This is a genomic window from Pontibacillus sp. ALD_SL1 (assembly GCF_017355605.1).
In genome coordinates, this window is the sequence record NZ_CP062975.1 from 460,084 (window position 1) to 486,258 (window position 26,175).

At 40.4% G+C, this 26,175-nt stretch carries 29 protein-coding genes; 16 read left to right on the forward strand and 13 right to left on the reverse strand.

Annotated elements, in window-relative coordinates; genetic code table 11:
• Window positions 1–414 precede the first annotated feature (414 nt).
• Window positions 415–1,635 carry a helix-turn-helix domain-containing protein gene (locus IMZ31_RS21485; protein WP_207530485.1) on the forward strand — a complete coding sequence of 407 codons (1,221 nt, stop codon included), beginning with the start codon at window positions 415–417 and terminating at the stop codon, window positions 1,633–1,635.
• A 485-nt stretch (window positions 1,636–2,120) separates the two neighbouring features.
• Window positions 2,121–2,288, forward strand: coding sequence for a hypothetical protein (locus IMZ31_RS21490; RefSeq protein ID WP_207530486.1), 168 nt, complete (start codon window positions 2,121–2,123; stop codon window positions 2,286–2,288).
• A 13-nt stretch (window positions 2,289–2,301) separates the two neighbouring features.
• On the opposite strand, the gene IMZ31_RS21495 is transcribed toward IMZ31_RS21490, so the two are convergent.
• The gene (locus IMZ31_RS21495) at window positions 2,302–2,484 is read right to left on the reverse strand and encodes a hypothetical protein (RefSeq protein ID WP_207530487.1); all 183 of its coding nucleotides are present in this window, start codon (window positions 2,482–2,484) and stop codon (window positions 2,302–2,304) included.
• A 235-nt stretch (window positions 2,485–2,719) separates the two neighbouring features.
• Here IMZ31_RS21495 and IMZ31_RS21500 point away from each other — a divergent pair, with 235 nt between their 5' ends.
• A complete protein-coding gene (locus IMZ31_RS21500; RefSeq protein WP_207530488.1) occupies window positions 2,720–2,944 on the forward strand; it encodes a hypothetical protein in 225 nt (74 codons plus the stop codon).
• Between the two features lie 40 nt (window positions 2,945–2,984).
• Here the strand turns inward: IMZ31_RS21500 and IMZ31_RS21505 are convergent, their stop codons facing one another.
• The gene (locus IMZ31_RS21505; RefSeq protein ID WP_207530489.1) at window positions 2,985–3,239 is read right to left on the reverse strand and encodes a hypothetical protein; all 255 of its coding nucleotides are present in this window, start codon (window positions 3,237–3,239) and stop codon (window positions 2,985–2,987) included.
• A gap of 157 nt (window positions 3,240–3,396) precedes the next feature.
• On the opposite strand from IMZ31_RS21505, the gene IMZ31_RS21510 reads away from it, so the two are divergent.
• The 5 genes from IMZ31_RS21510 (at window position 3,397) to IMZ31_RS21530 (ending at window position 6,932) form a co-directional block, all read left to right on the forward strand.
• Window positions 3,397–4,560, forward strand: coding sequence for an RNA-guided endonuclease InsQ/TnpB family protein (locus IMZ31_RS21510; protein ID WP_207530490.1), 1,164 nt, complete (start codon window positions 3,397–3,399; stop codon window positions 4,558–4,560).
• A 296-nt stretch (window positions 4,561–4,856) separates the two neighbouring features.
• Window positions 4,857–5,129 (forward strand): hypothetical protein, encoded by a 273-nt coding sequence (locus tag IMZ31_RS21515; RefSeq protein ID WP_207530491.1) that lies wholly within the window; start codon window positions 4,857–4,859, stop codon window positions 5,127–5,129.
• Window positions 5,130–5,196: 67 nt separating this feature from the next.
• The gene (locus tag IMZ31_RS21520) at window positions 5,197–5,634 is read left to right on the forward strand and encodes a hypothetical protein (RefSeq protein ID WP_207530492.1); all 438 of its coding nucleotides are present in this window, start codon (window positions 5,197–5,199) and stop codon (window positions 5,632–5,634) included.
• A 150-nt stretch (window positions 5,635–5,784) separates the two neighbouring features.
• On the forward strand, window positions 5,785–6,096 hold the full coding sequence (locus IMZ31_RS21525; protein WP_207531574.1) for a DUF3892 domain-containing protein: 312 nt from the start codon (window positions 5,785–5,787) through the stop codon (window positions 6,094–6,096).
• 182 nt (window positions 6,097–6,278) lie between these two features.
• Entirely contained in the window at window positions 6,279–6,932 is a 654-nt protein-coding gene (locus tag IMZ31_RS21530) for a hypothetical protein (protein WP_207530493.1), read from the forward strand.
• Between the two features lie 7 nt (window positions 6,933–6,939).
• On the opposite strand, the gene IMZ31_RS21535 is transcribed toward IMZ31_RS21530, so the two are convergent.
• Both IMZ31_RS21535 and IMZ31_RS21540 read right to left on the reverse strand, forming a co-directional pair.
• A complete protein-coding gene (locus tag IMZ31_RS21535; RefSeq protein ID WP_207530494.1) occupies window positions 6,940–7,245 on the reverse strand; it encodes a hypothetical protein in 306 nt (101 codons plus the stop codon).
• A gap of 72 nt (window positions 7,246–7,317) precedes the next feature.
• Entirely contained in the window at window positions 7,318–7,668 is a 351-nt protein-coding gene (locus IMZ31_RS21540; RefSeq protein WP_207530495.1) for a hypothetical protein, read from the reverse strand.
• A gap of 171 nt (window positions 7,669–7,839) precedes the next feature.
• Between IMZ31_RS21540 and IMZ31_RS21545 the strand changes: the two genes are divergently transcribed.
• Complete coding sequence (locus IMZ31_RS21545) at window positions 7,840–8,649, forward strand: tetratricopeptide repeat protein (RefSeq protein ID WP_207530496.1); 810 nt, start codon at window positions 7,840–7,842, stop codon at window positions 8,647–8,649.
• Window positions 8,650–8,671: 22 nt separating this feature from the next.
• Here the strand turns inward: IMZ31_RS21545 and IMZ31_RS21550 are convergent, their stop codons facing one another.
• Window positions 8,672–9,541: a peptidylprolyl isomerase gene (locus IMZ31_RS21550; protein ID WP_207530497.1), complete on the reverse strand. Its 870-nt coding sequence runs from the start codon at window positions 9,539–9,541 to the stop codon at window positions 8,672–8,674.
• A 139-nt stretch (window positions 9,542–9,680) separates the two neighbouring features.
• Here IMZ31_RS21550 and IMZ31_RS21555 point away from each other — a divergent pair, with 139 nt between their 5' ends.
• On the forward strand, window positions 9,681–12,026 hold the full coding sequence (locus IMZ31_RS21555) for an AAA family ATPase (RefSeq protein ID WP_207530498.1): 2,346 nt from the start codon (window positions 9,681–9,683) through the stop codon (window positions 12,024–12,026).
• A gap of 11 nt (window positions 12,027–12,037) precedes the next feature.
• Here the strand turns inward: IMZ31_RS21555 and IMZ31_RS21560 are convergent, their stop codons facing one another.
• Window positions 12,038–12,577: a hypothetical protein gene (locus tag IMZ31_RS21560; RefSeq protein ID WP_207530499.1), complete on the reverse strand. Its 540-nt coding sequence runs from the start codon at window positions 12,575–12,577 to the stop codon at window positions 12,038–12,040.
• A 98-nt stretch (window positions 12,578–12,675) separates the two neighbouring features.
• Between IMZ31_RS21560 and IMZ31_RS21565 the strand changes: the two genes are divergently transcribed.
• The 3 genes from IMZ31_RS21565 (at window position 12,676) to IMZ31_RS21575 (ending at window position 14,364) form a co-directional block, all read left to right on the forward strand.
• Window positions 12,676–13,539 (forward strand): sigma-70 family RNA polymerase sigma factor, encoded by an 864-nt coding sequence (locus IMZ31_RS21565; protein WP_207530500.1) that lies wholly within the window; start codon window positions 12,676–12,678, stop codon window positions 13,537–13,539.
• A gap of 68 nt (window positions 13,540–13,607) precedes the next feature.
• Window positions 13,608–13,814, forward strand: coding sequence for a hypothetical protein (locus IMZ31_RS21570; RefSeq protein ID WP_207530501.1), 207 nt, complete (start codon window positions 13,608–13,610; stop codon window positions 13,812–13,814).
• Between the two features lie 67 nt (window positions 13,815–13,881).
• Entirely contained in the window at window positions 13,882–14,364 is a 483-nt protein-coding gene (locus IMZ31_RS21575; protein ID WP_207530502.1) for a hypothetical protein, read from the forward strand.
• On the opposite strand, the gene dapG is transcribed toward IMZ31_RS21575, so the two are convergent.
• Window positions 14,359–15,582, reverse strand: coding sequence for an aspartate kinase (gene dapG, locus IMZ31_RS21580; RefSeq protein WP_207530503.1), 1,224 nt, complete (start codon window positions 15,580–15,582; stop codon window positions 14,359–14,361). The two genes, IMZ31_RS21575 and dapG, sit on opposite strands and share 6 nt — an antisense overlap.
• 214 nt (window positions 15,583–15,796) lie before the next feature.
• Here dapG and IMZ31_RS21585 point away from each other — a divergent pair, with 214 nt between their 5' ends.
• Complete coding sequence (locus IMZ31_RS21585) at window positions 15,797–17,053, forward strand: phosphodiester glycosidase family protein (protein WP_207530504.1); 1,257 nt, start codon at window positions 15,797–15,799, stop codon at window positions 17,051–17,053.
• 46 nt (window positions 17,054–17,099) lie between these two features.
• On the opposite strand, the gene ytvI is transcribed toward IMZ31_RS21585, so the two are convergent.
• A complete protein-coding gene (ytvI, locus tag IMZ31_RS21590) occupies window positions 17,100–18,188 on the reverse strand; it encodes a sporulation integral membrane protein YtvI (RefSeq protein ID WP_207530505.1) in 1,089 nt (362 codons plus the stop codon).
• 453 nt (window positions 18,189–18,641) lie between these two features.
• Between ytvI and IMZ31_RS21595 the strand changes: the two genes are divergently transcribed.
• Window positions 18,642–18,986, forward strand: coding sequence for a hypothetical protein (locus IMZ31_RS21595; RefSeq protein ID WP_207530506.1), 345 nt, complete (start codon window positions 18,642–18,644; stop codon window positions 18,984–18,986).
• Window positions 18,987–18,994: 8 nt separating this feature from the next.
• On the opposite strand, the gene IMZ31_RS21600 is transcribed toward IMZ31_RS21595, so the two are convergent.
• Both IMZ31_RS21600 and IMZ31_RS21605 read right to left on the reverse strand, forming a co-directional pair.
• The gene (locus IMZ31_RS21600; RefSeq protein WP_207530507.1) at window positions 18,995–20,014 is read right to left on the reverse strand and encodes an L-tyrosine/L-tryptophan isonitrile synthase family protein; all 1,020 of its coding nucleotides are present in this window, start codon (window positions 20,012–20,014) and stop codon (window positions 18,995–18,997) included.
• 67 nt (window positions 20,015–20,081) lie between these two features.
• Window positions 20,082–21,050, reverse strand: a complete 969-nt coding sequence (locus IMZ31_RS21605) for an LCP family protein (protein ID WP_207530508.1) — start codon at window positions 21,048–21,050, stop codon at window positions 20,082–20,084.
• 129 nt (window positions 21,051–21,179) lie between these two features.
• Here IMZ31_RS21605 and IMZ31_RS21610 point away from each other — a divergent pair, with 129 nt between their 5' ends.
• Entirely contained in the window at window positions 21,180–22,031 is an 852-nt protein-coding gene (locus IMZ31_RS21610) for a DegV family protein (RefSeq protein ID WP_207530509.1), read from the forward strand.
• A 119-nt stretch (window positions 22,032–22,150) separates the two neighbouring features.
• On the opposite strand, the gene IMZ31_RS21615 is transcribed toward IMZ31_RS21610, so the two are convergent.
• The 3 genes from IMZ31_RS21615 to IMZ31_RS21625 all read right to left on the reverse strand — a co-directional run bounded on the left by IMZ31_RS21615 (window position 22,151) and on the right by IMZ31_RS21625 (window position 26,081).
• A complete protein-coding gene (locus IMZ31_RS21615) occupies window positions 22,151–22,501 on the reverse strand; it encodes an Asp23/Gls24 family envelope stress response protein (RefSeq protein ID WP_207530510.1) in 351 nt (116 codons plus the stop codon).
• Window positions 22,502–22,530: 29 nt separating this feature from the next.
• Window positions 22,531–24,363 (reverse strand): tetratricopeptide repeat-containing glycosyltransferase family 2 protein, encoded by a 1,833-nt coding sequence (locus IMZ31_RS21620; RefSeq protein ID WP_207530511.1) that lies wholly within the window; start codon window positions 24,361–24,363, stop codon window positions 22,531–22,533.
• A 71-nt stretch (window positions 24,364–24,434) separates the two neighbouring features.
• Window positions 24,435–26,081, reverse strand: coding sequence for a sensor domain-containing protein (locus IMZ31_RS21625; protein WP_207530512.1), 1,647 nt, complete (start codon window positions 26,079–26,081; stop codon window positions 24,435–24,437).
• Window positions 26,082–26,175: the final 94 nt, after the last annotated feature.

Consider the following 26,175-nt stretch of genomic DNA (forward strand, 5'->3'; position numbering starts at 1 on the left):
TTTTGGCGTACAAACTTTAAAAATGTCTCCATTTTAGCGTATGAACTTCGATAAAATAGAACAAATTTTATCGGTATGCGACAAGAAATACGACTATAAACATAAAAATGTCTCCATTTTAGCGTATGGGACGCGAAAAAAGACGAAAATAACGAAAAATGTCTCCGTTTTGGCGTATTGGGCAGCATAAAAAAAAATTATCCACTGAAAAATGAGGCATAAAACCTACCAAAAAACCATTACACCGCCTACCGTGGTGAAATGTCTCCATTTTAGCGTATCGGAGATAAGAGGTTGATTTGATGGGCATTGCACGAAAGTGTCTCCATTTTAGCGAAAATAACGTCGTATTTACCTGCTTTTAGCAGTCTTGCTATAATGACGTCAGTTATAAGGCTGTCAGGAGGTGAAACGATGAGAGTGAAAGAATTTGCTAGAATTAGTAAGCCTGTGTTGAAAAGATTGTCTGGTTCTGTTGAAATCTATAAAACATTGCAAGAAATTCGCGACGAAAAGATTGTCCCTTTTCCAGGGCACATGCGTCATGACGACATTCAGGATCAGCAGGTATCCGAAGAGGAATTGCAGCAACGCATGAAAGATCTATATCAAGACGGACGTTTGAAATGTGCTCCTCATATTGCGGAAGAATACATACAGAAAGCAAAATCGGACTTTCATCGTTATTACCATACAGCTCAAGCTATGGTTCATTCCATGGAACCAGGAGCTCAAAAGGAACGGTTATCTTACATTCTTGAAGGGCTTGCTCGTCTGAAAGGAGTAAAGCAAGAAGAGGAGGCTGCTGACCAGCCGCCTGTATATATCGCACAAAAAAAACGTCTTTCTAAATTACAGATCCTTCAATACATATACATTCACTTTATAGCTGACGGGAACGGGATGGTTCTTGGTGTAAGCGAACACCAAATCGCTCGTGACATTGGGTGTAGTGTGCGTTCTGTCCGAAACAATAACGCAGCCTTAGAGAAGGCTGGGTTACTTTGTTATGGACATAAGGAGCAAGGCGTGCTGAATTATAAAATTGAAGAATATGCTCATATTTCAGAAGACTATCCGCAAGGGTACTACTTATCCTTATACTACGGTGCTTTCGAGCAATTAATCGGCATGTCAGATGTCAATCTTCTTCGTTTGGAGCTTCGTAAAATCCTTGTCTACGATAGTGATGAAATCCAGCGTCAAAAAAGAGGGGATCATGTTGCCTCTGTTTTGTCATACAACAATTTAACGACGTTTTTACCACAACATGTCCAGTATAAAAAGAAGGTAAGAGAATTGTCCCAAAAGGAAACATCCATGTTCCGCGCTTCCTATCAGGACGACCGTTTGACGTTTACAATGGATCAGTCCTTTTATGGTCAAACCGTTAAAGAAAAGAAAAAAGAAGAGTATATGATATCCATTAAGAAGGAATTAGAGGATGTCGATCGATTGATCAATAAGCAGGATGAAACAGACCTTCTTCAACTTGCGTTTGAATACGGGGTTTCTATGCTAATGACTACACTTCAAAATGTAAAACAAGAATGCTTTTACTCTGAACAGGCTGAAGTGATCCATAATTTCGGAGGATTCGTGCGTTCTGAGATGAAGAAAAAATTAGCTTCATAAATACAAGGGAGACGTCTGTCTTTTTTTAGGTCAAAGTTTCAAAACGATCCAACAACAAAGCTTCGCTATGCCGATTTTAGAAGATAACCTGTTTTTTTAAACAGGTTATCTTCTTTTTTTTCGTTACTTATCCACAGAAGAAAAAAATAAGGAACAAGAAGAAAATTCTCTATCCACAAGATAATGAATCATTACATGCTTCGAAAAAAACAGGGAAGGTAAGACATAAAACTTTACAGAAGAGGAACATTTGATGTTCACATGGAATCAGTTTTATTAGAATTCATAAATTTCATAATCCATGAATAGCTGGAAGTCAACGGAGATAAGAGATTTGGAGGATTTGCAATAGCCCTAATGTCTGATTTTAATTTTTGAACATAATCAATGTCCTAATTTTTGATTGTATTTATGAAGGTAATGAGTGTTTAAAGAAGGGAACCCCCTCCTCCAAAACCAATGAAATAAAAAAGGAGGGGCATATGATGCAAACATGTAAGCATGAAGAGCAAATTCAAGAACTTGAAAAGAAAATAGATGATTTGAAGAATCAAATAGATGAAAAAGAGAAAACTGAAAAACGAAAAATAATAGAAACGGTCGGAGGCTTTTTGCTAAGTGCAATTGTTTTGGTGGGGATTTTTATAGTCTGATGAAGTAAAAAAGTTATATGATTTCCAACCACTCTTCTTGTTGCTCCGAATTTAAGGATTGGAACGTTTCCATTATGATGGATATCAAATCCCCGTTATCCCGCCATTCCATAATTTGAACGGGGTCTGTGTGTAAAAGTTCTCCTAAAATATCATCGTCCAATTGGGAAAATGAATAAATAAGATGTTTTAGCATCTTTCTCCCTCCTCCTAAAGTGATAGTGTAGTTTAGCAGATTTTAATTCTTACTTGGATGGATAGCACTCACATTTTCAAAAAAAAGATTGACAAGCAGATAGAAAAAGCGTATACAAGTGCAAAGATATCCGTAACCAAGAGGAGGTGCTGAACCGTTAAAACATGCAGACTTTTGGACGTCTTACGGGTTTTTTACTACTCCGAAGACTTTTCTCGACAAGGGGGAGTGCAGGATGAGGAATATTCATGAATTTGCCCAAGAAGAAAGAGAGGTAATTGCTAGTTTAGTGGATGTGTTTCATTACTCGCACCAGGAAGCGATGATGGTGGTAGAGGGATATAAAGAGGTGATTACTAAAATAGGATTTTTTGAAAATCCGTTCATATGGGCTTCTAAGATTGATGAGGCATTGAATAATCACATCACGCCTGATATGTGGATGCCTCTATTAAGTTAGTGGATCAAAAAAACGGTTCTGTGAAAGGACCGTTTTTGTATTAGTAATGTCGCTTTTTGTATCTGAATTCGAAGGCTCCGATTTTTATTTCAAATTCTTTTGAGCCCCTTTTTTTTGTTGAAGAGGTAGGTTTGTTTTTCATTCGTTTGCCTGGTTTTTTTTGACGGTATTGTAGGTAGGATAAAAATCCCGCAATTGAACCTAAAACACCTAACGGTTTAAAGATCGCTAAATCTGCGATTAGTGTGTACTGCGTTAAACCTTGCGTAAGTAAAATATAATGTTCATAAAACATAAACATCCCTCTTTCTTGGTTTTGCCTTATTATAAACCGTGCGTCATAAAGTCAAGGAAGTTTTATGTTTTAAACCGAGAACGCTCGTTTGACGAGATGAATCGGAGGCCTTATATCTCCCTACTTTATGCATATAATAGGAATAGGAGGTGAGACCATGGCAACGGTTACCCAATTGATAAAAATCAAAAATCCAACAACCAAAAAACACAAAGAATGGTTATACGCACAACAAAAGTATGCTTCTTGTGTAAATGAGTGTATCCCTAGATTGTTAAAGGGGGAAACCCTTTCTTCGTCCAATGTGCCTGCCGATTTGAAGTCCGCCATTGTGAACGAAGCGATAAGAAGAGCCAAAAAGGCGGTTTCTGATTTTAATACAAGTTTGGCAGGTTCTGTGCCCCAGTTCAAAAGCAAACTGCCTATTTCCATTAACAATCAAAACTGGGATACAAAACAAAAGAATGGACGCTGGTACATTGGTTTTGTGGTGGATCAAAAGAAAAAGTACGTTCCTGTTGAAGAGAATGCGATAACGAGAACATATTTCCCGTATTTTGAACCGAAAAGGAGGAAACAAAAGAAAAAAGTAAAGAGCAAAAAGACAGGGAAAACAACCCTAAAGGATGTACGTGTGGATGTAAATCGAGAATTCCGAGGCACCATTCAATTGTTGAGGAAAAACAAAAGTTGGTTTGTTGCCATCCCTATTGAATTATCATCCAAAATCAAAACCTATTCCGTGTTGCCAAAATCGTATATAGGCGTCGATTTAGGCCTACGTCATTTAGCTGTGGTTTCTGAATTAAACAGCAAAAAACGACAGTTTTTTAGTGGCAAAGAGGTCGGTTACACCCGAAGACATTTTCGTTCCCTTAGACGATCGCTTGGAAAGCGTAAAGCACTGCGTGCCATTAAGCGTCTAGGGCAAAAAGAAAACCGTTGGATGGAAGATTACAACCGCAAGTTGGCTAAAAACATTGTTGGGTTTGCAATGGGTTTTGAACGCCCTGTAATCAAAATGGAAAATCTGTATACCATCCGAAAGACTTGCCGTAGCATGAAAAAATCCGATAAAACCATCCATTCCTGGGCATTTTATCAGCTTCAGCAGTTTATTGAAGAACGAGCGGTAAAATGTGGCGTTCAGGTGGTGTATGTGGACCCAAGGTACACATCACAAACGTGTTTTAACTGTGGGCATGTCGAAAAGAAAAATCGAAAAAAAGATAAATTTAAGTGCAAAAAATGCAACTACACTTGCCATGCTGATTTGAATGCAAGTCGTAATATTGCCAGTAGCACGTCTCTTGCGGTGTAGTTGTCTAGCTCCTAATAAGAGATAGACAACGTTTGATAGCAAGTGTGCCTGTTAGGTATAACCCTGAACAGGAGGGTAGTTGTGACTCTACCTATGGTGTCTGTATTGAAGAGTGGTCAGAAATGGAACAACTGGAACGTCGCGAGACGTGCCTCATTCTGAGCAAGTCACCACCGAACTTCCACAGGGAAGCACGGGAACTCAATCCCGTGAGGATGTCACTGCTTATTTTGAATCAAATGTGAACGTTTTTTCCGTAAAGATGATACGATGAAAAGAAAAAAGGAGGGGTACGTATGGAGGAGAACCAGCGTTTGCATAATGCTTATCGCTATTTCAAAACGAACGTGGATCGTCAAGGGATCAAAGTAGCTCTGACCTTTTTGAATCAATTCCTTCCTCTTTATTTAGAGATTCAAAATTCAGGAACGTCTCAACAAATTAGAAAGGCTGATTATCTGTACAACTGTGCCATGGTGCAGGTAACTGCTGAATTTGCTGATATGGAAGCCGCGGACGTGTTCGGAGAACGGATAAAAGATACCCATAAGTCAAAAAAGATCTCATGAAGGGGTCTTTTTTTGTGGGTTTTGCTATACTTCGTTTAATCATTTTAAAGGTGAAAGGGTGATCTGAATGAAAAAGGGCAGAAAAATGGCGGGAACTATATCGTTAATCGGTACGACGAACGTAAATCACGTCAAAAGCATGGTGAGAGAGTTGCCATCACACTTAAAAGCTTTATGTGCACTGGAGCGGAAACCCAATGCTTCTTTAGATGAAATGAAAGCTTTCGACATCGTGTTCCTTTCAGAGGGGTGGATGGGGCGGATCAGAGAATTGAGCGCATATAGTGATGCAACGGGGGTTCAATTTGTGATTGTTTTCACGTTGGGTAAGGAAACAAATAAACGAGCAATACGCCAGGAGGATTTTGAGGGAGCTGGCGCTCATCGTCATGAACTGGCTCTTATGGCAGCTATGACGGAAAAAGGAGTTGAAGTGGTAAGGAGTCGCTATCATTATGAAGGGGAAACGAGTGGGATTGGTTTGATGATGATGATGACCATTTGATCAGAGCACGTATCATGAATCTTGTTCTGAAGGGAAAGACCAAAAGCAGCGCGCCAGACGGACAAATAGGCTTGGTATGGCATCTTCAAAAGTGGATTGAACTAGGGATAAAAATCAGCCATATACCTCATACTAAGAGGTGAGGTGATGATGATGGATGGTCATTTCGAAGATGTTTTCAACCAATATAAAGAAGAAGGTAAAATCAATGCGGTAAAAGAACTCCCCAAGCAAATGAAGGGCCAAGAACGAATCGTGGCGGTCCGCAGGAATGAGGAGGACAATATCATAGCTTTCAAAACGCATACAGGTCGAGAATTAGACTATGTAACGGCTTTAGAAGAAGCGAAAGCAGGTAAGTTGTTCCATGTTGATGTTGTTCACAAGTACGGACGGGATATCGTAAGAAGTGAGCCAGATGGAATCGAAAGCAATAATTTTGAATACTTGCCCACGTTTTAACGCCAAAGGGGTCGGATCCGTGTCCGATCTCTTTTTTTTATCCATTTTACGCAGAAGAATCATTCCTTATCGAACAAGGTGTATACCATTACACGGTGGCAAATTCAGAATTTGTGCGGTAATGGCCTCTTCTACCCCCTTTATCTATTTTCTATAATGAAAGAAACGAGGAGAAATGATTTATGGAAGAACAAGCAAGAGGGCTATTAGGGATGATGAAACACGTCTATACGCTCGATCAAGATATGGAAGTGAGGCTGGAAGAATTGTTTCCAAAAGCAGCTGGAGAATTCGAGCTGTTTCGCTCTGTTTATGAAGAGTTGTGGATGGGGGCGCTGGACTTGATAGGAGTCCGTCGAGAAGAATATGGTTATTGTGCAAACTCTACGAATGGGGAGGATTTCACTGGCTGTTTGGAACAACAAATAGAAGATATAAAATTAGATTTTATGGAGGAGGGATTGAAGCGATCTTATGTTCTTAAAGAAGTGAAAAACACTCACTTAAATGCCTTGGGACGCATCATCCCTCTTGATAAAGTGGAAATAGCGGAGGTTTTTTTAAAAATCAATCAATGCATACTACATATTGATAAGGCGATTACGGATCTTTTTGGAGGGGAAGCCAGGTTTATTTCAGGTGAACACAAGAGAGATTTGGTGAATGGATTTTATAAGTGCCTGGGATTAAGCGAGCGATTTATCAGGAGAGATCAAACCATTCTGGATCAAATTTTTATAGATATGGCCCTTGAAACGCTTTCAGCGGAAGATGGCGTTGCCGAGATAGAGGCAGGTTATCAAATCTGGTTAGAGCGAAATAAAAAAAACGACTGATTGAGAATCAGTCATTTTTTGAATAGATGGTAACTTTCATATAAGGGTCTATACTGGCTGTTAACTTTTTAATGCTTTCGAGCAAGATGGAGTCTTTCTTTCGTTTAATCTTTAGAACGGTGTTCTTATCTTCATGATAAACCATGTGTTCCCCGTCTGATAATTTGGCATAGAGAGAGATCAGGGGCCCAGTTACCTCATTTTCTTGTAATCCCAACTGGCGCAACGTAAATGGGACGGATTCTTCAAAGTAGATGGTGTATTCTTCTGTTGTTCCGTTAATCGTTTTCTTTACATGGCGAATTTCTTTCATCATCTTCCCCTCCGCGGCTGTGTTTGTCTTTAGTTTATCATAAAAAGAAAGAATCGGTTCAAGAGAACCGATTTATAAGTTGACTACTTGCATGGATTTCATCCAGGAGCGGGTTTTATTTAGCCCCCACATGGATTGAATGAAAAGCTCGTTTTCATTTTTTTGACAAACAAACTTAGACTCTTTATACGTAACGATTACTTGGGCTCCATCTTCCAGATTTTCTAGTTGCAGAAGATGTTCATCGGTGAAATATTGTTCGAACATACCAGCAATCTCGTCGAACTCCACCATGTTTTCTTCTGCTTTTCTGGACGTCGTGATGACTAAAGCTCCTGCTTTTCTCGTAATCTCGTATCTGAATGTCGGTCTGCCATTCCCAGCAAAATAGTTTCTTGAAGCTTTTGTTTGGTTGTAGATCATTAGGATCATCCTTTCTTTTTTGTTCAGGATTATTATATCTATAATGTTGACATGTGTGTAAAAAAAAGATATTTATTCGTGTTGATCAATTCGCTTCTCATAAATCATAAAAAAAACTTGTCATTATTGTTGTTACGGTTTATAAAGAGTTCATATTGGGGAGGGGGTAACATGAGAAAAGCAACAGCAGTGCTCCTTACGTTTTGTCTTTTCCTTGCTGCGTGCGGGTCAAAGGAAATGGAACAATACGTAACTCAGGGGGATAAAGCCTTGGCAGAAGAAAAATATGACGATGCGATCAGTTTCTATATGAAAGCGTTGCAACTGGATAGCAAAAACCCAGACACGGCTGGAAAGTTAAGGGAAGCGCGAGGGAAAAAGAAAGAGGAAGTTCTGGCTGCGGCGAGTGAGTCATATTCCGCTATGAATTACACAGAAGCTGAACGTTTGTATACACAGCTCAATGAATTGCCGAATCTAACGGAGGTGGAAAAAGAGGAAGCCGAATTAAAACTCGAGGAGGTTTCTCTTCTGAAAGAAAAGCAGATCTCGTTTAACCAGTATATTGATTGGAGCACCCCAACCGTTAAAGACTATTATAAGATTGCCAGTGAATGGGAAAGGTTGTCGAGTTCATTTGGGATCTCGGCGATATCCAATGAAGAGATGAAAAAAGGGGTGACTCAAATTGCAGGGGAAATGAATGTAATAAAGGCGAGTATTGATACGAAAGCGTTTGATATAGAGGACACAACGCTGTTAGATGTTCACAAGGGGTTGTCAGATGTAGCGGAGAGACACGCAAAAGGGTTTGTGAATGTGGTTCGTGCGGTTAATCAGATCAAGGAAGGAACGGACATGAATGTTCATGAAAATGATAATCTGAATAATATGAAAGTATCATTGGCTACATACACAAATAGTCTTTCATCCTATGCGGCTACTGAAAAGTTGGTCTATTCGTTCGAGATTACAGATTAAAAGAGGGGGACCCCCCTCTTTTTTAGTGGTTATGATTTTCTTCTTCTTGCACATCAAATAGTGTGTCGTACTTTTTATCTTTGATCGTAACTTTGGTTTTATTTTGTAAGTCTTCAACAATTTCACCGAGTGATTTCGAGTTGGCTTCTTTCAGTTCAGCGCGTAATGCCTCTTCTAATTCTTCAAATGGAACGATCTGCTCGTCTGTTACGTGGATAATGTGATATCCAAATTGGGTGGCGACAGGGTCAGATGTTTCTCCCACTTCCAACGAAAACGCAGCAGTTTCAAATGATGGATCCATTCCCTCGTTTTTTCCGAAAAAGTCCAAATCGCCTCCGTTGTCCTTTGTGGCAGTATCTTTGGAATACGTTTTTGCGGCTTCTTCAAAGGAAAGGCCGTTTTCTAATTTAGCGAGGATGTCTTTGGCTTCTTCCTCTGTTTCCATTAAAATGTGTTTCGCTTGTACTCTTCGTTTTCTTTCTTCGTAGGATTCTTGAATTTGATCGTCTGTTACGGTCACGCCATCAAATCGGGCTTCATCAAATAGTAAGCCTAATTCTAACTGCTCACGAAGCTGACCCTCTGTCATGGCTGAGCTTTGGAGGAAGTTTTGGAAATCTTCTTCTGATTCCAGGGCATATTGCTTTTTCAGTTCTTCTACACGCGCATCCACATCAGACGCATCAACGTTGTAATGCTCTTCTAGTAGAGTTTTATAAGCCAGTTCTGTTAAGAGCTGTTTGCCGACGCTTTCTTCCATTTTGGTATAGAGATCGTTTTTGGTAATGGTGTTGTCCCCAATCTTAACAAGGGGTTCTGACTGATCCTGGCAAGCGCCTAGCAATAACGCGGCAGGAAGCAAAAGAGCCGTTACAATTATACGTTTCATTCGTGTCACCTCGACTATTTTTTATAAGCAATCATAATATAGCATGAGGGTGAGGGGGAGAGAAGTTGTGGCTATGAAAATAATTGAATTACTTCAAAATAAAGTATAATAGAAAAAAACAGTAAGGGAGACGGTTATGATGGGTGTATTTACTAAAAAACATATCATAGCTCCAGGTCTGTATCTGAAACAAGATGAAGAGGGGTATTGGGACATCTGGCAAGAAAAACCTCAGAGTATTGTCATGAGTTTGGAAAAGGAAGAGGAAGCGAAAATGGTGGCAAATACGTTAAAAAACATGGGAGAGTGGGATAAAGAAGACGATTTCGTTCGCTATATTCAGGAAAAGATCCCGCCGAAGTACCAGTATTTTTCTGAACTGAAAACGAAGCATCACGTAAGTAAAAGAAAGAACTTTCTCTACCGAGAGACCATGAGCTCTAATGGTGAAGTTCGTTACATGGTTCTTGAGGGAGGGAAGGATCGACACGTTAAGGGGGAGCTCATTGTAGATGGTTTAGGCATTCACCAACGCAAGGATGGGTTGTGGGCCCTTGACCATATTGCAACAGGAACGATTCTAACTAAATTCCATTCCTACGAAGAGGTGAGAGTGTTTGCGGATGCTGTGAGCAGTTATTTGGATTGGGAAAACACGCAAGTTTTAGATTTGTTTGTGAACATCCCTAAGCTTTCGCAGTTTTTTAAAGAGGTAAAGGGAGATATTGAAAAGAAATCATCGCCACGGGTCATGCCTGATATTCTCCAGTTTCAGGTGCTGTTCGCTCAGAATGAAGACATTTCTGAACGATGGAAAGTATTTGAGCGTTCGTGGAATGATCTTCAGCAAATGGTCGGGCTCAGTGAAGTGAAGTATGAAATCAAACGATTGATTGAACAGCTGAGAGGGAGTTTGAGAAACAGGGGAAAAGTTAAAAAGCGGAAGGCCAGGCTTCACATGATGTTTACGGGGGCTCCTGGGACAGGTAAAACTCAAGTAGCAAGAATTGTCTCGAAATTGCTCTATTCTCTTGGGTATCTGGAGAAAAATGTATGCAATGAAGTGGATCGTTCCTCAATCGTGGGTACTCACATAGGGGAAACAGAGCAAAGAATGAAGTCAATTATAAAAAAGTCCATGGGCGGTGTGTTGTTTATAGATGAAGCGTATGCACTTGCAAAGGAGTCTGAAAGGGATTTTGGTCAAGAGGCCATTGATGTCTTAATTAAGGCAATGGAAGATCATAAAGACTCCTTTGTCGTAATCTTAGCGGGTTATACGGTTGAGATGAAGAAGTTGATGAAGATGAATACTGGATTTGAATCAAGAATTGCTCAGGTTTTTTCCTTTCAGGATTTTACACCTGATGAACTCTTAGACATTTCCCTTCGTATGCTTAGCTCTTATGGATATCGCATAGGTGAAGAAGCTAAATTTTTGCTACTAAAAGAAATTAAATCGAAAGCTAAAAAAGGCATGATGAGCGGAAATGCGAGAAGTGTTGAAAAAATGGTAGATCGAATCATCGATGAACTGAACATACGAATTGGGAAGCAACCTGGCCTAAAAGAAACCACGCTCATATCGCCTGATGATGTGGAGAAAGCATTAGACAAAAACAAGGATTCGGAAGAACAACAGGGATTAAAGAGTGTGAGGGATGAAGCTTACGATGAACTTCAAAGTTTGATAGGTCTTGATGAAGTTAAGACCGAAGTGAAAAGGATGTTGAATCGGCTGACGATTCAAAAACAGAAAGAACAAAAAGGGATAACAAGTGACAGAGCCAGACTGCACATGGTGTTCATGGGTCCTCCAGGAACAGCAAAAACAACGGTGGCAAGAATCATCGGAAAGTTTTTGAAGGGGGCTGGAATTTTGTCAAACGGTCAATTTGTTGAGGTATCGAGGTCAGACCTTGTCGGGAAATATCAAGGTCATACCGCCACGAATACAAAGGCGAAAGTAGAAGAAGCAATGGGTGGAATTCTGTTTATAGACGAAGCCTACTCGTTGCACGGAGGCGAATATGATTCATTTGGAAAAGAAGCGATTGCTGAATTGATCGCTTGTATGGAAAACTACAAGGACAATCTTGTGGTCATATTGGCTGGTTATGAGAAGGAAATGGACGAAATGATTGATTTGAATCCTGGTTTTAGGTCGAGGATTGGCTTTTCATTCCCTTTTGAAAATTATACGACATCAGATATTGTGGACATATCGAAGCATTTGATCAAAAAGAATAATTTACAAATTAGCGGAGAAGAAGAGCAGGTATTGTCGGATTGTATTCAGCAATATGCTGAGAAACAAAACGGACACTTCGAAGGGAATGGCAGGTGGTCCAGTAACTTTGTGCGTTATATAGAAGATGCTCAAATGGAAAGGTTGAGTATGAGCTCAAAAGAGGAAATACCAGAAGAAGAGTTAATTTGCGTGTTAAAAGAAGATATTAAAGAAGCTATAAAACGTATGCGATAAAGGGACGGCGATTAGCCGTCCCTTTTGTATTTGTAGACCACTGGTGCTGAGACAAAAAGAAGACGGATGTCCTTAATCCATCGAAGGTTTTCCAGTGAGCATTTCATAACGTGGTCTTCCCATGACAGACACGTTTTATAATCAGAAAGAGGTTTTGTTGCAGAGGATATATGGTAATGCCAGCGCTGTTTTTTGGAGGTAAGCGTTAAGGTGAATAGTTCTTTAACCTCTTTAAGCGTAAACCGAATAATAATTTTATGTTGGTTGGATCTGTGGGGGAGGTATTCAAAAGTGTGGAATTTTACAGGAATAGGAAAGGATTCTCTTTCTGTAACAAAAGGGTTTAAGGCAGTTTGAAAATACGAATGAAAGGCTCTGGTGAGGCGATCGCGGTCGTGATAGGCTGGTTTTATTTTCTTTATGGAGCAACGGTCCCTATAAATAAACTCGATTTGAAGCGTTTTTTCAGGATTTTCTTCTTCAAAAGCAATACAGTTCCCATGCCAATAGCCGTGACTGAACTCAAAATAAACAAGATGAAAACGGAGCATCCTCAGCACCTCCTTTCGGTCTAATTATATTGGTATTTATTTACAAATCTACTTTTTTCGAATGTATAATAGGAAAAATGAAGAAAGGGATTGGGATTATGAAAAAAGAAGGGAATGTGCACATCAAACAGGAGGTTGGTAGTAAGGATAGCTTTAACACATGGTTGCAGCAAATCGGTGAGTTCGAACGGATCTCGGCGGAAGAGGAGTTTGAGCTCTCGAAGCGGATCGAAAAAGGGGATGCAGAGGCAGAAGAAAAAATGCTTACAGCAAATCTTCGTTTGGTGGTAAGTGTGGCTAAAAGATATAAAGGTAGAGGGGTTGATTTAAATGACCTTGTTCAGGAAGGGAATATTGGTCTGATGAAAGCCACTGCTAGGTATGATTACCGCAAAGGGTATAGGTTTAGTACATATGCTACGTGGTGGATTCGGCAGGGGATATTAAGAGCGTTGGCTCACCAGTCGAAAACATTCCGTGTTCCTGTGCATATGGCTGAAAGCGTGAAGCGATACAAAAGAACGAAATATGAAATGTTGATGGAGTTAGGAAGGGAGCCTAATACAAGGGAGATTGCTGAGCATTTAGAAGTAGGTGAGGATAAGGTGAAAGAGTGGGAATGGGTGGCCAAAGGCCCTTTGTCGCTCGAAACTCCTGTCGGCGATGAAGAGGGGAGTACGGTTGGAGATTTTGTTGAGCAGGAGTTTGATGCTTCTCCAACTGACGGTATGGAGCAGTCCGAAACGATGGAAGAGATTAATCGGCTTGTGTCTGCCTTGCCTGAAAGAGAAGCATTCGTTATTCGCTGCCGTTACGGGATCAGGGGGAAGCGCCTTACCTTAAAACAGACGGGAAAATTGCTCGGAATTACCGAGGGAGGGGTGCGCCACATAGAGATGAAAGCTTTAAAAAGATTGAAGTGTATGAGCAGAAATGAAACGCTTGGGCAGTTTATTGGTTAGAGATTCATTCGACAGACCTTTAAGAACCACACAAGAAGCACGCTTCAATCTATAAAGGGGGAGTCGGTTTGGGCTTACTTTCTTTTCAGAAAAAGAAGAAATATGACCGTATTCATGAACGTTTATCCGAAAAAGCGGAAACGAGCGAAGAGGTAAGGAATTTGTTGTTTGGACAGAGCCATACGAAAATGATTCAAGAAGTGCCTGAAATGCAACAGCGAAGAGCTAAAAAGAAACTCAGAAAATGGTTAGAAAAGAATAATCCTTTTAATTGAATCCATCAAAAAAGATGGATTTTTTTCATTTTCGGCTTAAAATATCGGCAATGAGGAGGGGAATCAAATGAAAAGAAGTTATATAGTCATTTTCCTGATGATGGTGTTATCGATTACGGGGTGTAAAGAAAAGGAGCCAAAAGTATATTCAACGAATGACGAAGAAGTGTACATTCCTTCTCAGGCAGATCTTATGAACATGCAAAAGGTCCCAGTAGCTGTTGACTTTTCCGATATAGAAGAAGGGGAAGCAATTAATGATGAGGACCGCGTTGATGAAAAAGCGGTTAGGGACCTTTTGTATAGTGTTGAGGAAGTGAGAGGAAAAATTGATCGTGAGGGTTACAACCTTTACATATTCCCTGGCAGAACGTACATTGACGCCTATTTAGGGACAGAAAACGGAAATGTAGCAACAGGAGGGGTAATTACGCCTTTGGAGGGGTATGAATATCGCGTTCATATTAAAGAAAAACGTATTTATCGAATTCATGAAACAGGGGATGAGGAAGAACTATTCATTGAGGAAACAAATAAAAAACCGTCATGATTGCAGACGGTTTTTTGAAAGAATGAATTCATTATGAAGGATACGCACGGCTTGGTTCATTTTTAATTCAGGGATGAGGACCCAGATGGTGGAATGAGAGTCAGCGGACTGATAGATTTCAATGCTGCTTTTCGTTAATGATTCCACAATTCTTGACATAACGCCAGGAACCCCGCTCATGTTTGCCCCAACAATGGCTACTTTCGCTAATGATTCTTCCCGTATTTGGACCTTGTATCCCTCGGAGTTTTCTAAAAGATGCCTCGATAAGGATTCATCATTTTTCTGTATAGTGAACGTGGTATGGTCAGGTGTAATGTTAATAAAATCTACATTTATTTTTTGTTCTTTTAAACATTTAAAAACTCTTAGAGGAAAAAGAGTGTCATCGAATTCTCGCAAAACCGTGAATTGTTTAATTCCTTTCGTCTGAGTGATTCCTGTAATGAGGTTTTCTCTGTAAGATTGATCCTTCGTGTAGGAGGTAATCATGGTCCCTGTTTCGTTGGAGAATGTTGAACGTATGCGTATAGGTACGTTTCCCTTCATAGCCATCTCAACAGCTCTCGGGTGTATAACCTTGGCTCCCATGTTTGCTAAATTACAAGATTCGTTGTACGTCATAGACAGGAGTGGTTGAGCCTCTTTGACAATATTCGGGTCAGCCGTATAAACGCCATTTACATCTGTGAAAATATCAATAAACTCTGCTTCTAAAGCAGTCCCAATAGCGCTTGCTGTTGTGTCGCTCCCTCCTCTCCCGAGTGTTGTTAGGAACCCGTCCTCTGTTATCCCTTGGAACCCAGGTACAAGCACAACAGGGTATTGGGTCAGTTTTTCTTTTAAAAGGAGCGGGTTGAGGGAAAGGATGGAGGCGTTGTTGTATTGGTTATCCGTGATAATGCCTGCTTGCCCGCCTGTTAAAATGGTGTTTCGAATTCCGCTGTTGAGCAGAGCATTTGAAAAGACTCCTGCTGATATTGTTTCGCCAGCTGAAAGGAAAAGATCTAGTTCGCTTTTCGCCAATAGGGGTTCATTTTCTAATAATGAGAGAAGGGAGTCTGTTGCGTATGGGCTCCCGAGTCTCCCCATTGCTGATACCACAACCACTACGGCATAGCCTTGGTCAACTGCCCTCTTGATGTGTTCTACACAATGAGCTCTCGATTCCCTGGATACAGTAGATGTGCCCCCGAACTTTTGAACTAATAGTTTCATTCTTCATCATCCTTATATGTTTTTACTACTCATTCTTTTAGATTTGAATATTTCCTAAAAAAAGACCCCGCGTTAAGCGGCGCCAAGAAAAACGTCAAACTTCTCTCTATCTGCCCCCCTTATAATACAATTTGAAAATAAGTCAACTAATACGCCTTCATTTCTCATCTTTTACCATTCAAAATATGGAAAAGATCAGGGGGGCGGCGTGAGGATGAAGGAGGTATTTTTATTAATCTGTGTATTTGGTTTGTTTTGGTTGAGCCCTATGCATGCGGCGGCTGAACGTGTAGTGGAAGTGGACGGGGAAGGGGTGAGGGCGTTGAAAATGGACACTTCCGATCCCTTGAGTGAGGTTTATTTATCTATTCCTAGTCCACTCTCTTCTCTGTCAAGAACAAGTAATCAAGCAGAGAAAGTGAACAATGAAGTTGGTGAAGTCTATGGTTCCATCAATGCTGGTTTTTTTTATATGAGTACTACGAAAGATCCTATATATATGTTGGTTCAGGAAAATGAGATCATTGCTGGTGAAATTCTTGGTCTGGATGATTATTCTTATAGTTTTAAACCGATAGCGTTCGGGATTACAGAGGAAGGGCTCCCTTTAATTGATGAGTATAAAACAACTGTAACCTTTGAACATAAAGGGAAGGCTTACAATGCGGATGCCATCAATCGTAAACAAAGAGAAGGGGAGGTTATCATATATAGTGATCATTATTGGGGGACTTCAAAATCGAAAAACAAGTACGCGATGGAAATTGTCGTAAAGTTAAGCGAGTCTGGGAACTTGGCATACGGAACCCGTTATGAAGGCCGTGTGGTAGAAATTTACCCATATGGTGAAGAGGGGGAGTATGATCCTAAGGAAAAGCACGCGATCATCTCCATACATGGCGGGGACTTGTCCAAGGAGTTTGGTGAACGTATAAGAATTGGTGATCAAATTGACATTGCCCCCATGATTAATGAAAAGTGGATGAATGCTCGGTATATTGTGGGTAGTGGCCCTCTGCTTGTGAAAGACGGCGAGCCCCATTTAACGATAAACTTAAAGAGCCCAAGGGCAACAGCCATTGCAAACAGAACTGCTGTCGGTGTAAAAGGAGAAGATGTGTTTTTTATTACATCCCAAAGTGCAATGGACATGGCAACGTTCGCCTCATATGTCGCCCGATTAGGCGTTGATCGTGCTTTAAATTTGGATGGGGGTGGGTCAAGCAGCATGGTGGTTCAAAGAGGGGGACAATTAAAGAGCGTGGTCCCCTCTAATGCGGAAAGGGCTGTGTCAACGACGCTACATATGGTAAAAAAACACCCTCCCGAGTTTTTGCCTCAATTGCAGTCTGTAACGATGGATTTTTTGGAAAAGGGAAGCCAATGGACTGGAAATGCCGTCGAACGGATTAAAATGTGGTGGTCAGAAGCTTTATATTGGTTTTTCCCGCGAGTGATGATTCAAACATAAGTGTAGACACAAAAAGGAAGGGTTATCCTTCCTTTTTGTGTTTCATTCATGATTCGTATTCGTCTTTTGGCGCATGAATCCATTTGCTCAATAGCTTTTCTTCATATAAGGCTTTAATCGTGACGATGAAGATGGGGGTAAGCAGGAGGCCGATCACGCCGAAAACAGTAATGGATATCACCATGGAAGAAAGCATGGTGAAAGACGAAACCCCCAGGGAATCACCAGCTATTTTCGGCTCCAAAATTTGTCGGAATATGAAAATGAATATCCACAATCCCGCTAAACTAAAGGCAAACAACTCTCCGCCTGTAAAATACGAATACACACCCCATGGAAGAAATAACAGAGGCATACCAACGACAGGCAGAAGGTCCAGGACTGCTGCAAACAAAGCCATGGATAGGGCATTGTCTACTTCTAAAATTGTGAAGGCGATGTAAACAATTAAGAATGTAAACGTAACTAGAATAAGCTGAGCTTTTACATAAGCACCCAAACCTCTAATGACGTTGTTCTTCATAAATGAGAATGCTTTCTTGAAGGTTTTTGGTGTACTTTTCTTTAAAAAAGAAATCCACTCTTCGTGATCTATACTTAAAAAGAAAAATAGGATAATCCCAAGGAAGACATTGAAAACAACTTTTGAGAACGATGCAAAAGCGGTTAATAGGCCAAGAAAGAAGGATGTCACATAATTTGATCCTTGTCCAAGAAATGTGGATATGTAGGATTTGATGGATTCAAAGGTTTCGGGTGGAAGGTTTTCAACTTGGTTTTGGATGTACTCCACTCCATTAATAATGAGTTCTTCTGCTTGTTTTGTATACTTGGGAAGGGCATTTATGACACTTTGAACTTCTGCGAATAAAGCTAACCCAAAAGTAAAAAGAACAGCAAGCATCGTCGCGCAAAAAATAGTAGTGGTGAAAAGAGAGGCCACCCATCTTTTGAGTCCTCTTTTTTGGAAAAAGGTCGTGATGGGGTTCAATATATAATATAAGACAATGGCTATACAAATGGGAGCTGTGATGCTTATGAATTGTTGAAATAAAAATGCTCCAACAAGAAACGTCAGTCCGATTAAGATGATATCAAAAAATGATCTGCCAAATTTTTTATAAAATGTTAACATCCTGTCTCCTCCTTTCGACCATTCCGAATTTTAGACCAACCTTTAAGGAATTGAATTTTCTTGATTTTTTTTGTTATGAACAATACAGGTGGGCCGATTAGTAAAATACTTAGTAAAAATAAAAACAAAGAACGAACGAGCGTGGAAAGAATCAAAATTCGTATCATAAAAGATGTAAAAAGTAAAATACAACAAAAGCACATCATAAATAGACCTGTGTCCAGTAAACGATTGTTCAAGAGTTCCACCTTCCTTTTACATGTAATATCCTAAAAGTGTCCATGTTCCTTCTGAAGTTCAAACAATGTTTTTTCGGTGTGTCGTTTTTATAAAAAAATATTGATTTAACACTGAAATCGTTTATAGTAAGGAAAAATGTGTTTCTGTTGTTGAAATACATGGCAGAAGCAAAAGGGGCCAATACCATTGTTCAAAAAAAGAGACGCGTTATTCATGTTCATCTTTTTGGGGTGCTTATACATAGCGCATATGCTTGTAGGGACGTTCGTATCCGTAGTGGTCGCACAGGAGAAAGAAGAAGTGGTTTATCATACATTCACGCTTGATGAAGCATTAGACCAGGTAGACGTTTTCCAGTCCCTTATGGGAAATGAAGAATACGTTTATACAAAAGAAGTGGTCTGGTTTACAAAAAAAGATGGCAGACCAGCTGTCGGATTGAAGATGACCAATAAAAAGGATCTTAAGTACTACATTGTGTCCGTAGATCGTAAGGGCTCATTAACGTCAGATTATATAAGCGAAGATAAGTATGTGGAAATAAAAGCCGCTTCATGAGCGGCTTTTTATTTTTTGTCAAAATAAAACGGATAGCTAAATTCTTTTACGTAAACAGGGGAAAAGGCAGAGGAACTCTTTTCCATGTCACACCATTTCATCATTTTCCACGATACGTTAGAGGTTTTTGCGATCAGCCTTTGGTGGGAGTGGAATCGAAAGAACGGACTGAGCTGAATGCTTAACTGTTCATCGATGCCTCTGATCGTAGCCATTAAACATTGAGGAAAACTGTTACAAATGCCGATCCCATGTTCGCCTCCCTGGTATTGAATGTTTTTTAAGGATCGAAAATAAAGGGCGTATTGGTGAAGGAATGAGTCGATTTTTTCAGTTGTGTCAAATGCAGCTGGGTTAATCGCTTTATGGAAGTCTCTTTTCCACGAGTCAATTTTACGAATCGTGTACGGAACCTTATCGTTGTAAGCATTTTGGACCTCGATCATTTCATGTAAGATCTTTTTTTGGAACAGTTGACCTTCTTTTTCGATAAGATCTTCAAGATCCACGAACGTGACCACATTCCGTATCCCTACAATGGATTCGGCGGCGTCTCTAAGTGTTAAAAGGGTATCGAACGTATCCTTGACTGTATCGTTTGACCAATTGAATAAAGGCTGGTACGTTCTTCCTTTATAAGCAACGATGAATCGGAACCCATAGTCGTATATTTCCCTTATTCCTTTGGCTACAAGGTGAAGGTGGATAAGGCTAAGCAAGTCAGCCATATCAGGAAGGGTGTGACCATTTGTAGTAGAAGGGTTCGTAACTTTCGGTGTAAACGCGGTAATGAAGATATCTAAAGGGGCTCCTTTTGCAACGACGGTGTGGACAGCATTCGAATAAAGACTGTGGATGTCTCTGTTTTTAGTTAAGGAACGTTTATGCTTAATAAAGCCAGGTTTTGAATTCAGATGCGAAAGGATAAGATCAGCGACAGTTGACTCCTGCGACGCAGGAACGGAATATTGACTGAGGGCTTCGGTCAAACCTAAGTCCTGAAGTGAAAAAGAAAAAATGGAATTCATGTCATCCCTCCTCGTTCCAAAATTATAGTGAAATCTCTTGGTTTGTATATAAAAAAAGAGCAGAAACTTAATACCGCTCTTTTAGGAGGTTTTTTAATGTATTTTGAATGTTGGATTTTTCTGTATCTGAAACGATAACATAGGATACCCCATTGATCATTTGCGGGGTTGATTCCATAGGGATGGTGCTAATGTTTTCTCCATTGATGTCATGCATGTTCAACATAATTTTAATCAGTTGAGTAAGGTCGATGTCTGTTTTCACATTGTTACCCAACACATCAATAATTTTATTTAACTTAGGGATATTGCGGATGTCAGCGGTTTGATCTGCGAATGCTTGCAAAACCTGAACCTGCCGTCTCATTCTCCCATAGTCGCCATCAGGTCCGTATCGATACCTGGCATAATTGAGAGACTCCATGCCGTCTAAATGCTGCGGCCCTGGCTCGAGGGTGAAATACTGATGAGTGATGCGATCCTGAAAGGCAATGCGGCGTTCAACGTCCAACTCAAGGCCTCCGATGGTGTCAATGAGGTCACGAAAGCCGTTAAAGTTAATGGTGGCGTAGAAGTCTATGGGGATTTGGAAGAAATCCTCTGTTGTGTTAATGGCCGTTTCCAAGCCGTACGCATGGGCATGTGTTATTTTTTCGGAACCAGATCGACCGTAAATAGGTGTTCTCATATCCCGAGGGATGTTTAAAAGAGAAATGTCTTTCGTTTCTGGATTCACAATCGCCAAAATCATGGTATCTGAACGACCGACATTGACGTTGTTGGTGTCTATGCCCATCAATAACAGGCTGAAGGGTCTGTTGTAAATCGTATTTTGCAAATTTTCGCCAACAGGTTGGTTTTCTTCCGATAAAGGCGCGTCGGTATCGTCTTCATAGAAGTTCGACAAAAAGTCGCTCCGTTTTTCTCTCTCTTGATAAAAATCGTCCCATACAAACATTTTTAAGCAAATGTAGCCAATGAAAGCAATAAGAATAAAGGAAAATAGAAAGCTGAAAATTTTTAAAAAACGCTCCATAGCTTATATACACCTCTTTTGATAACCATGTCTTAGTAGTATTAAACAAAATTATCTCAACACCTCTTTTGCTTCTTGTCAGGTTTTTTGGCAAAACTCTGTAATCAATAAGAAAAGGGCGGTGGTAATTTGAAGAAAATAGCTTGGATTACGGACAGTACGGCTGGATTGGAGCAAGCGTTTTTGGAAGAAGAGGGGGTATATGTTATACCTATGGTCTTAATGTTTGGTGAAACTCACTATAAAGAAGGAGAAGACATAACCACCAAATCGTTCTATGAAAAAATGGATAGTAGTAAGGTGTTGCCTACTACTTCGCAGCCGAGTACAGGGGACTTCGTTTCTTTGTTTGAACAGTTAAAAAAAGAGTATGATGGCGCTATCGCGATCCACGCTTCAGCCAGTTTAACAGGCGCTTATCAGGGGTCTGTATTAGCTTCACAGATTACGGGGTTTCATGTCGTTACGATCGATTCTAAAGTTGGGGCGTTTCCGATGGCTGAAATGGTAAGGTATGGAGTGAGGATGTATAAAGAGGGGAAATCGCTTGAAAAGATCATAAAAGAACTAAAAAATATGCCTGAGCGCGCACGTTTGTTTTTAAACCCTGGCAGTTTAAAACAATTGCACAAGGGGGGCAGGGTGAGTGGTTCGCAGCAATTAATCGCGCAGCTTATCAATTTAAATGTGGTTGTAAAATTCCAAGACGGGAAAGCGGTGCTTTCTGATAAAGTGAGAACGGCCAAAAAAACGAGAAATAGGATCATGGAATATCTTGAGAAGGACCACAAACATGTTCAGCGTGTGAGTGTTATTCATGCCAATGCTTTAGGGGGGGCCGAAAAGTGGGCAGGCCAAATAAAGGAAAAGTACCCGCATATGACAGTTACGGTGTCGGAGTTGAGTCCTGTCCCAGGCGCTCATGTGGGTTCAGGCACACTTGGACTCGGGTGGGTGAACGAGGTTCCTGCGCCTGTGTAATGTGCTAGAAGCCACCCTAAAACGCTCAGGCTGACCTGAGCGTTTTAGGTAGACAAGCGGGAATACTCGAGATAAAAGCGACCATGTGTTATGGTCGCTTTTCTTTTTCATTTATGGGTTTATTTAACAGATTCGACTTTGATGTTAACGGATCGTACCCGCAAATCCACCATGGCCTCAAGTGATTCTTTGATGGTTTTCTGGAGTTCCCATGCGGCTTTAGGTATTGAACATTTTTTTAACGTAATAATGGATACGTCAATATCGATTTCACCGTTATCTTCTGTAACGGTTATCCCTTTTTTATAATTCTCCCTCTTTAATAATTCATAGACGCCGTCTTTGAGCCGATTTTGTGACGTCATGCCCACGATTCCTTCGATGTTTCCCATGGACATTCCAACAAGATCAGCAATGACATCAAAAGATATATGGGTGTGTCCCAATTCGTTCTTATATTCAAAAGACATGGATATCTCCTCCTTATGTTTCCTCTATTTTATTCGATGTTACTTATATTTCGAATAGAAGAATCAGGCGATATTTTATCGAGCGCGGCATAACTGGAAGCGATGATTTCTTGAGCGCGAATGTTGGATGCAGGCAAGGAGGAAGCGAACAAAATAGCGTCTTGGAAGTTTGATGAAGCCAGGAGGAGGTGAGCAACTTTCAAAGTGATATCAACATCTTTCGGGTATTGCATTAAGTATTTTGAGTAAAATTGCAGAGCAAGATCATCGTTATACACGTCTTCAAACGTACGGCCAATTTGTTTTAATAAGGATGGTTGAGTTTGGTCGACCAATCCCAACAACGTTTCGGCCTCTTCATACATGCCTAGCATTAGCAGTTCGAGTAACGCTTTAGAAAAAACAATTTCGTCTACGACAGCAGGTGCTTTAGGTTTTGAACGGAATGCCTCTATGCAGAAAAGTGTTGTTTTGGCTAGGGATAATTGGTGGAAAATTCTTTCGTCTTTAGTCACGGCATAATAGATCACGGTGAGATGTCGACTTAAAGGAGCCGTCATGGTCTTCAGAACAGAGAGACCATTTTTAGGGTTGTTTGATTTCAGTGTCTTATAAAACGAAAGAATCTGCTGTTCTTCCGTTGAAAGATTCGATGTGTCGTAAAGGCGAAGCATGGAATCGATCAATCTTACGGATATTGCCAACTTCAGTTTGATAGAATCCTCCACTTGCAGAGATTGCAAAAATGTATGGCTGTCAACAGGGGTGTGGCTTCTGTTCATAAAGCGAATTAAGGGGATATAGAGCGAGATATTGTGAGGTTCAATTTCTAAAATGGCGAATGCGTATTCCTGAACTTTTCCGTAGTCTCTTGATTGGACAGAAAGGTTGAACAATTGTTTTAAAGGGAGGATGCTCCCTATTCCTATTCTTGTTTGGTAATAGGAAGGGCTTTCCCCTTTCTGTATACACCGCTCATATTGGTTTGCAGCTTTGGAAATACTCCCTAGTTTCTCTAAAAACAGACCCTTGTAGTAGGTGAGATCCGTGTGCTCAGGATAAAGGGATTCTGCTTCAGAAGCTACCTTCAATCCTTTTTGGTATTGTTTGTCTGCATACAGAGTGCCAATCATTTGGAATAAGATGCTAGACATCAATAAATGTTTGGGGTGTTTTTTGCTTTCATCGTAGGCGATTCTCAAGTGGTGGAGGGCTTTTTTGAGGTCTTTCATTCCCAAATATTCTTTAGATATGTTGTAATTCATAAATATGTCCAAAGGTGTTTTTTTTAATTCTCTTTGAAGAATCGATAAATTTCTTCTGTGCTTTCCCTTTGAGGAAATGACTTCAGTTTGGTATCCCGTATGATGAAGCGTTATGGATGAAAAAGAGGTGTCTAAAATGTCCCCGTTGTGCAAGATTTGTTCATGTATGGCAAAGTGGTATCGGTGCTCAGGGATGTTTCGGAAAATCCTGGCTGAAGAGTGAGCGGAGCTTGTTTTGTTTTCCCCTACCACGTTAACGATACGAACACTAAGCACATTTTTTTCGCACTGTTCAACAGCTGCTCGAATCTTCTCTGCTTCTTCTTTCTTGAAGAATTCATCGGCATCGATTTGCACAATCCACGTTCCAGAAGCTTTGGATAATGCAAAATTGCGTGCCTCTGCGAAGTTGTGAGTCCATTTGAAGTCATATACATGAGGTGTGAATTGTTCAGCAATGGCCTTCGTGTTATCAGTAGAACCTGTGTCAACCACAATTAGTTCGTCCACGTAAGGTGCAATGCTTTTGAGACACCTTTCAAGCGTTGAATCCTCGTTTTTTACGATCATGCAGCAGGACAATAGTTTGTCAGACATACACATCCCTCCTACCTTAAACATACTTGTGGAATAGAGGGAAACCTTGAAAAAAGCAACAGAAAACAATCCTATTGCTTTTTTTGAATCAATCGTATGGCCTCCTCAGCAGGAACAGGTGGGCTAAAGTAAAAACCCTGATACTTTGGACAACCTAATTCTTTCAGGATGTTTACGTGTTCCAGTGTTTCTGCACCTTCTGCAATGACCTCCAATCCGAGATGTTTGGCCATTGCCATAATGGAAGACGTAATGGCGTGGTCGTTTTCGTTAACCGTTATATTCTTTATAAATGAACGATCGATTTTTAAGGAGCTCCAGGGTAATTTTCCTAAGTATCCAAGTGATGAATACCCTGTTCCAAAGTCATCAATTGAAATAGATACTCCAATCTCATGAAGTTCTTCCAGCGTAGAGGAAAGGGTTTTGAAGTCTGTTATGGAGATGCTTTCAGTAAGTTCAATTTCTAAGCAGGAGGGAGCTAATTCTGATTTTCTGAGCGCTTTCTTGATAATTCCTGCAAGATCTTTCTGATTAAATTGTTTTAAGGAAAGGTTTACAGCCATTTTTATAGGAGGGTACCCTTCATCCTGCCACCGCTTCGCCTGGCGACATGCTTCAAATAAGACCCAGTTTCCGATTGGTTTGATTAAGCCTGTTTCTTCTGCTATTCCAATAAAACGTCCAGGTGGCACCAATCCATATTCTGGGTGGTCCCATCTGATAAGGGCTTCGAATCCTAATACTTCCCCTGTTTTGGTAGAAACCTGAGGTTGATAGTAAAGAACAAACTCTCTGTTATGAATCGCTTTTACAATATTTGTTTCCATTACGAATTGCTCAAAAGCCTTTACGTTTAAATGAGGCTTGTAAAACTGATAGTAGCTGCCCCCGTATTCCTTTGCCTGATATAAGGCGAGATCTGCGGCTTTAATTAAATCCCGCTTTGTTGTCCCATCATGTGGATATACACTTACTCCTATGCTGATGGACAAAAAATAGTTGTTTCCATCTATGAGGAACGGGTCGTTTTTAAACGTGCGAATGACCTTTTCAAGTGGACGAATAATAGATTTGTCTGATTGGATTGAAGGCATGAGGATGATGAATTTATCCCCTCCAAGACGAGAAACGATAAAGGTGTCAGGGATGACGCTTTTAATTCTCAAGGCAATGTCTTTTAGCAACTGATCCCCTACGGAATAACCAAAGCTTTCGTTTATACTTCGAAATCGGTCGATATCAATGGTTGCAGCTGCCAGGTTGCGCCCTTTCAGCTTAGCTGTATGTATTTCCCGAACAAAGGCATCATGAAAGTATTGTCTATGAGGAAGGTTAGTCACGGGATCTATATAAGACGGCTGGGAAGAAGGGGGCGTTGTTTTTCTGTCGATAAGGATATAGGAGTATGATTCCGACGGGGTATGAGTGGGATTTTTCACAATGGTTCGATGGACGAATACAGCATCCCCGTTTGGTTTGTTGGTCCACAATTTCCCCTCCCAAAAACCCTCTTTTTCAACGTGCTCCCAAATTTTTGGACGCATTTCTTTTGGGGAAACAGAATCTGCTAAGATGATTTTCGATGAAGAAGAGAGGTCTTCCATTTTGCACCCGAAAAGATTTAAAAACGCAGAATTAGCAAATTGGAATTCCTTGTTTTTATTCAAATGAGCAACACAAAGGGGACCAGAACTTTCAGGAATGTTAGGCAACATAACTTTCACCTCCACATAAATACCTAACACTTTTTATGAAAAATACAAGGAGAAGGAACAAAAAAGGCGGGCTAGTTCTACGAGAATGGTAAGA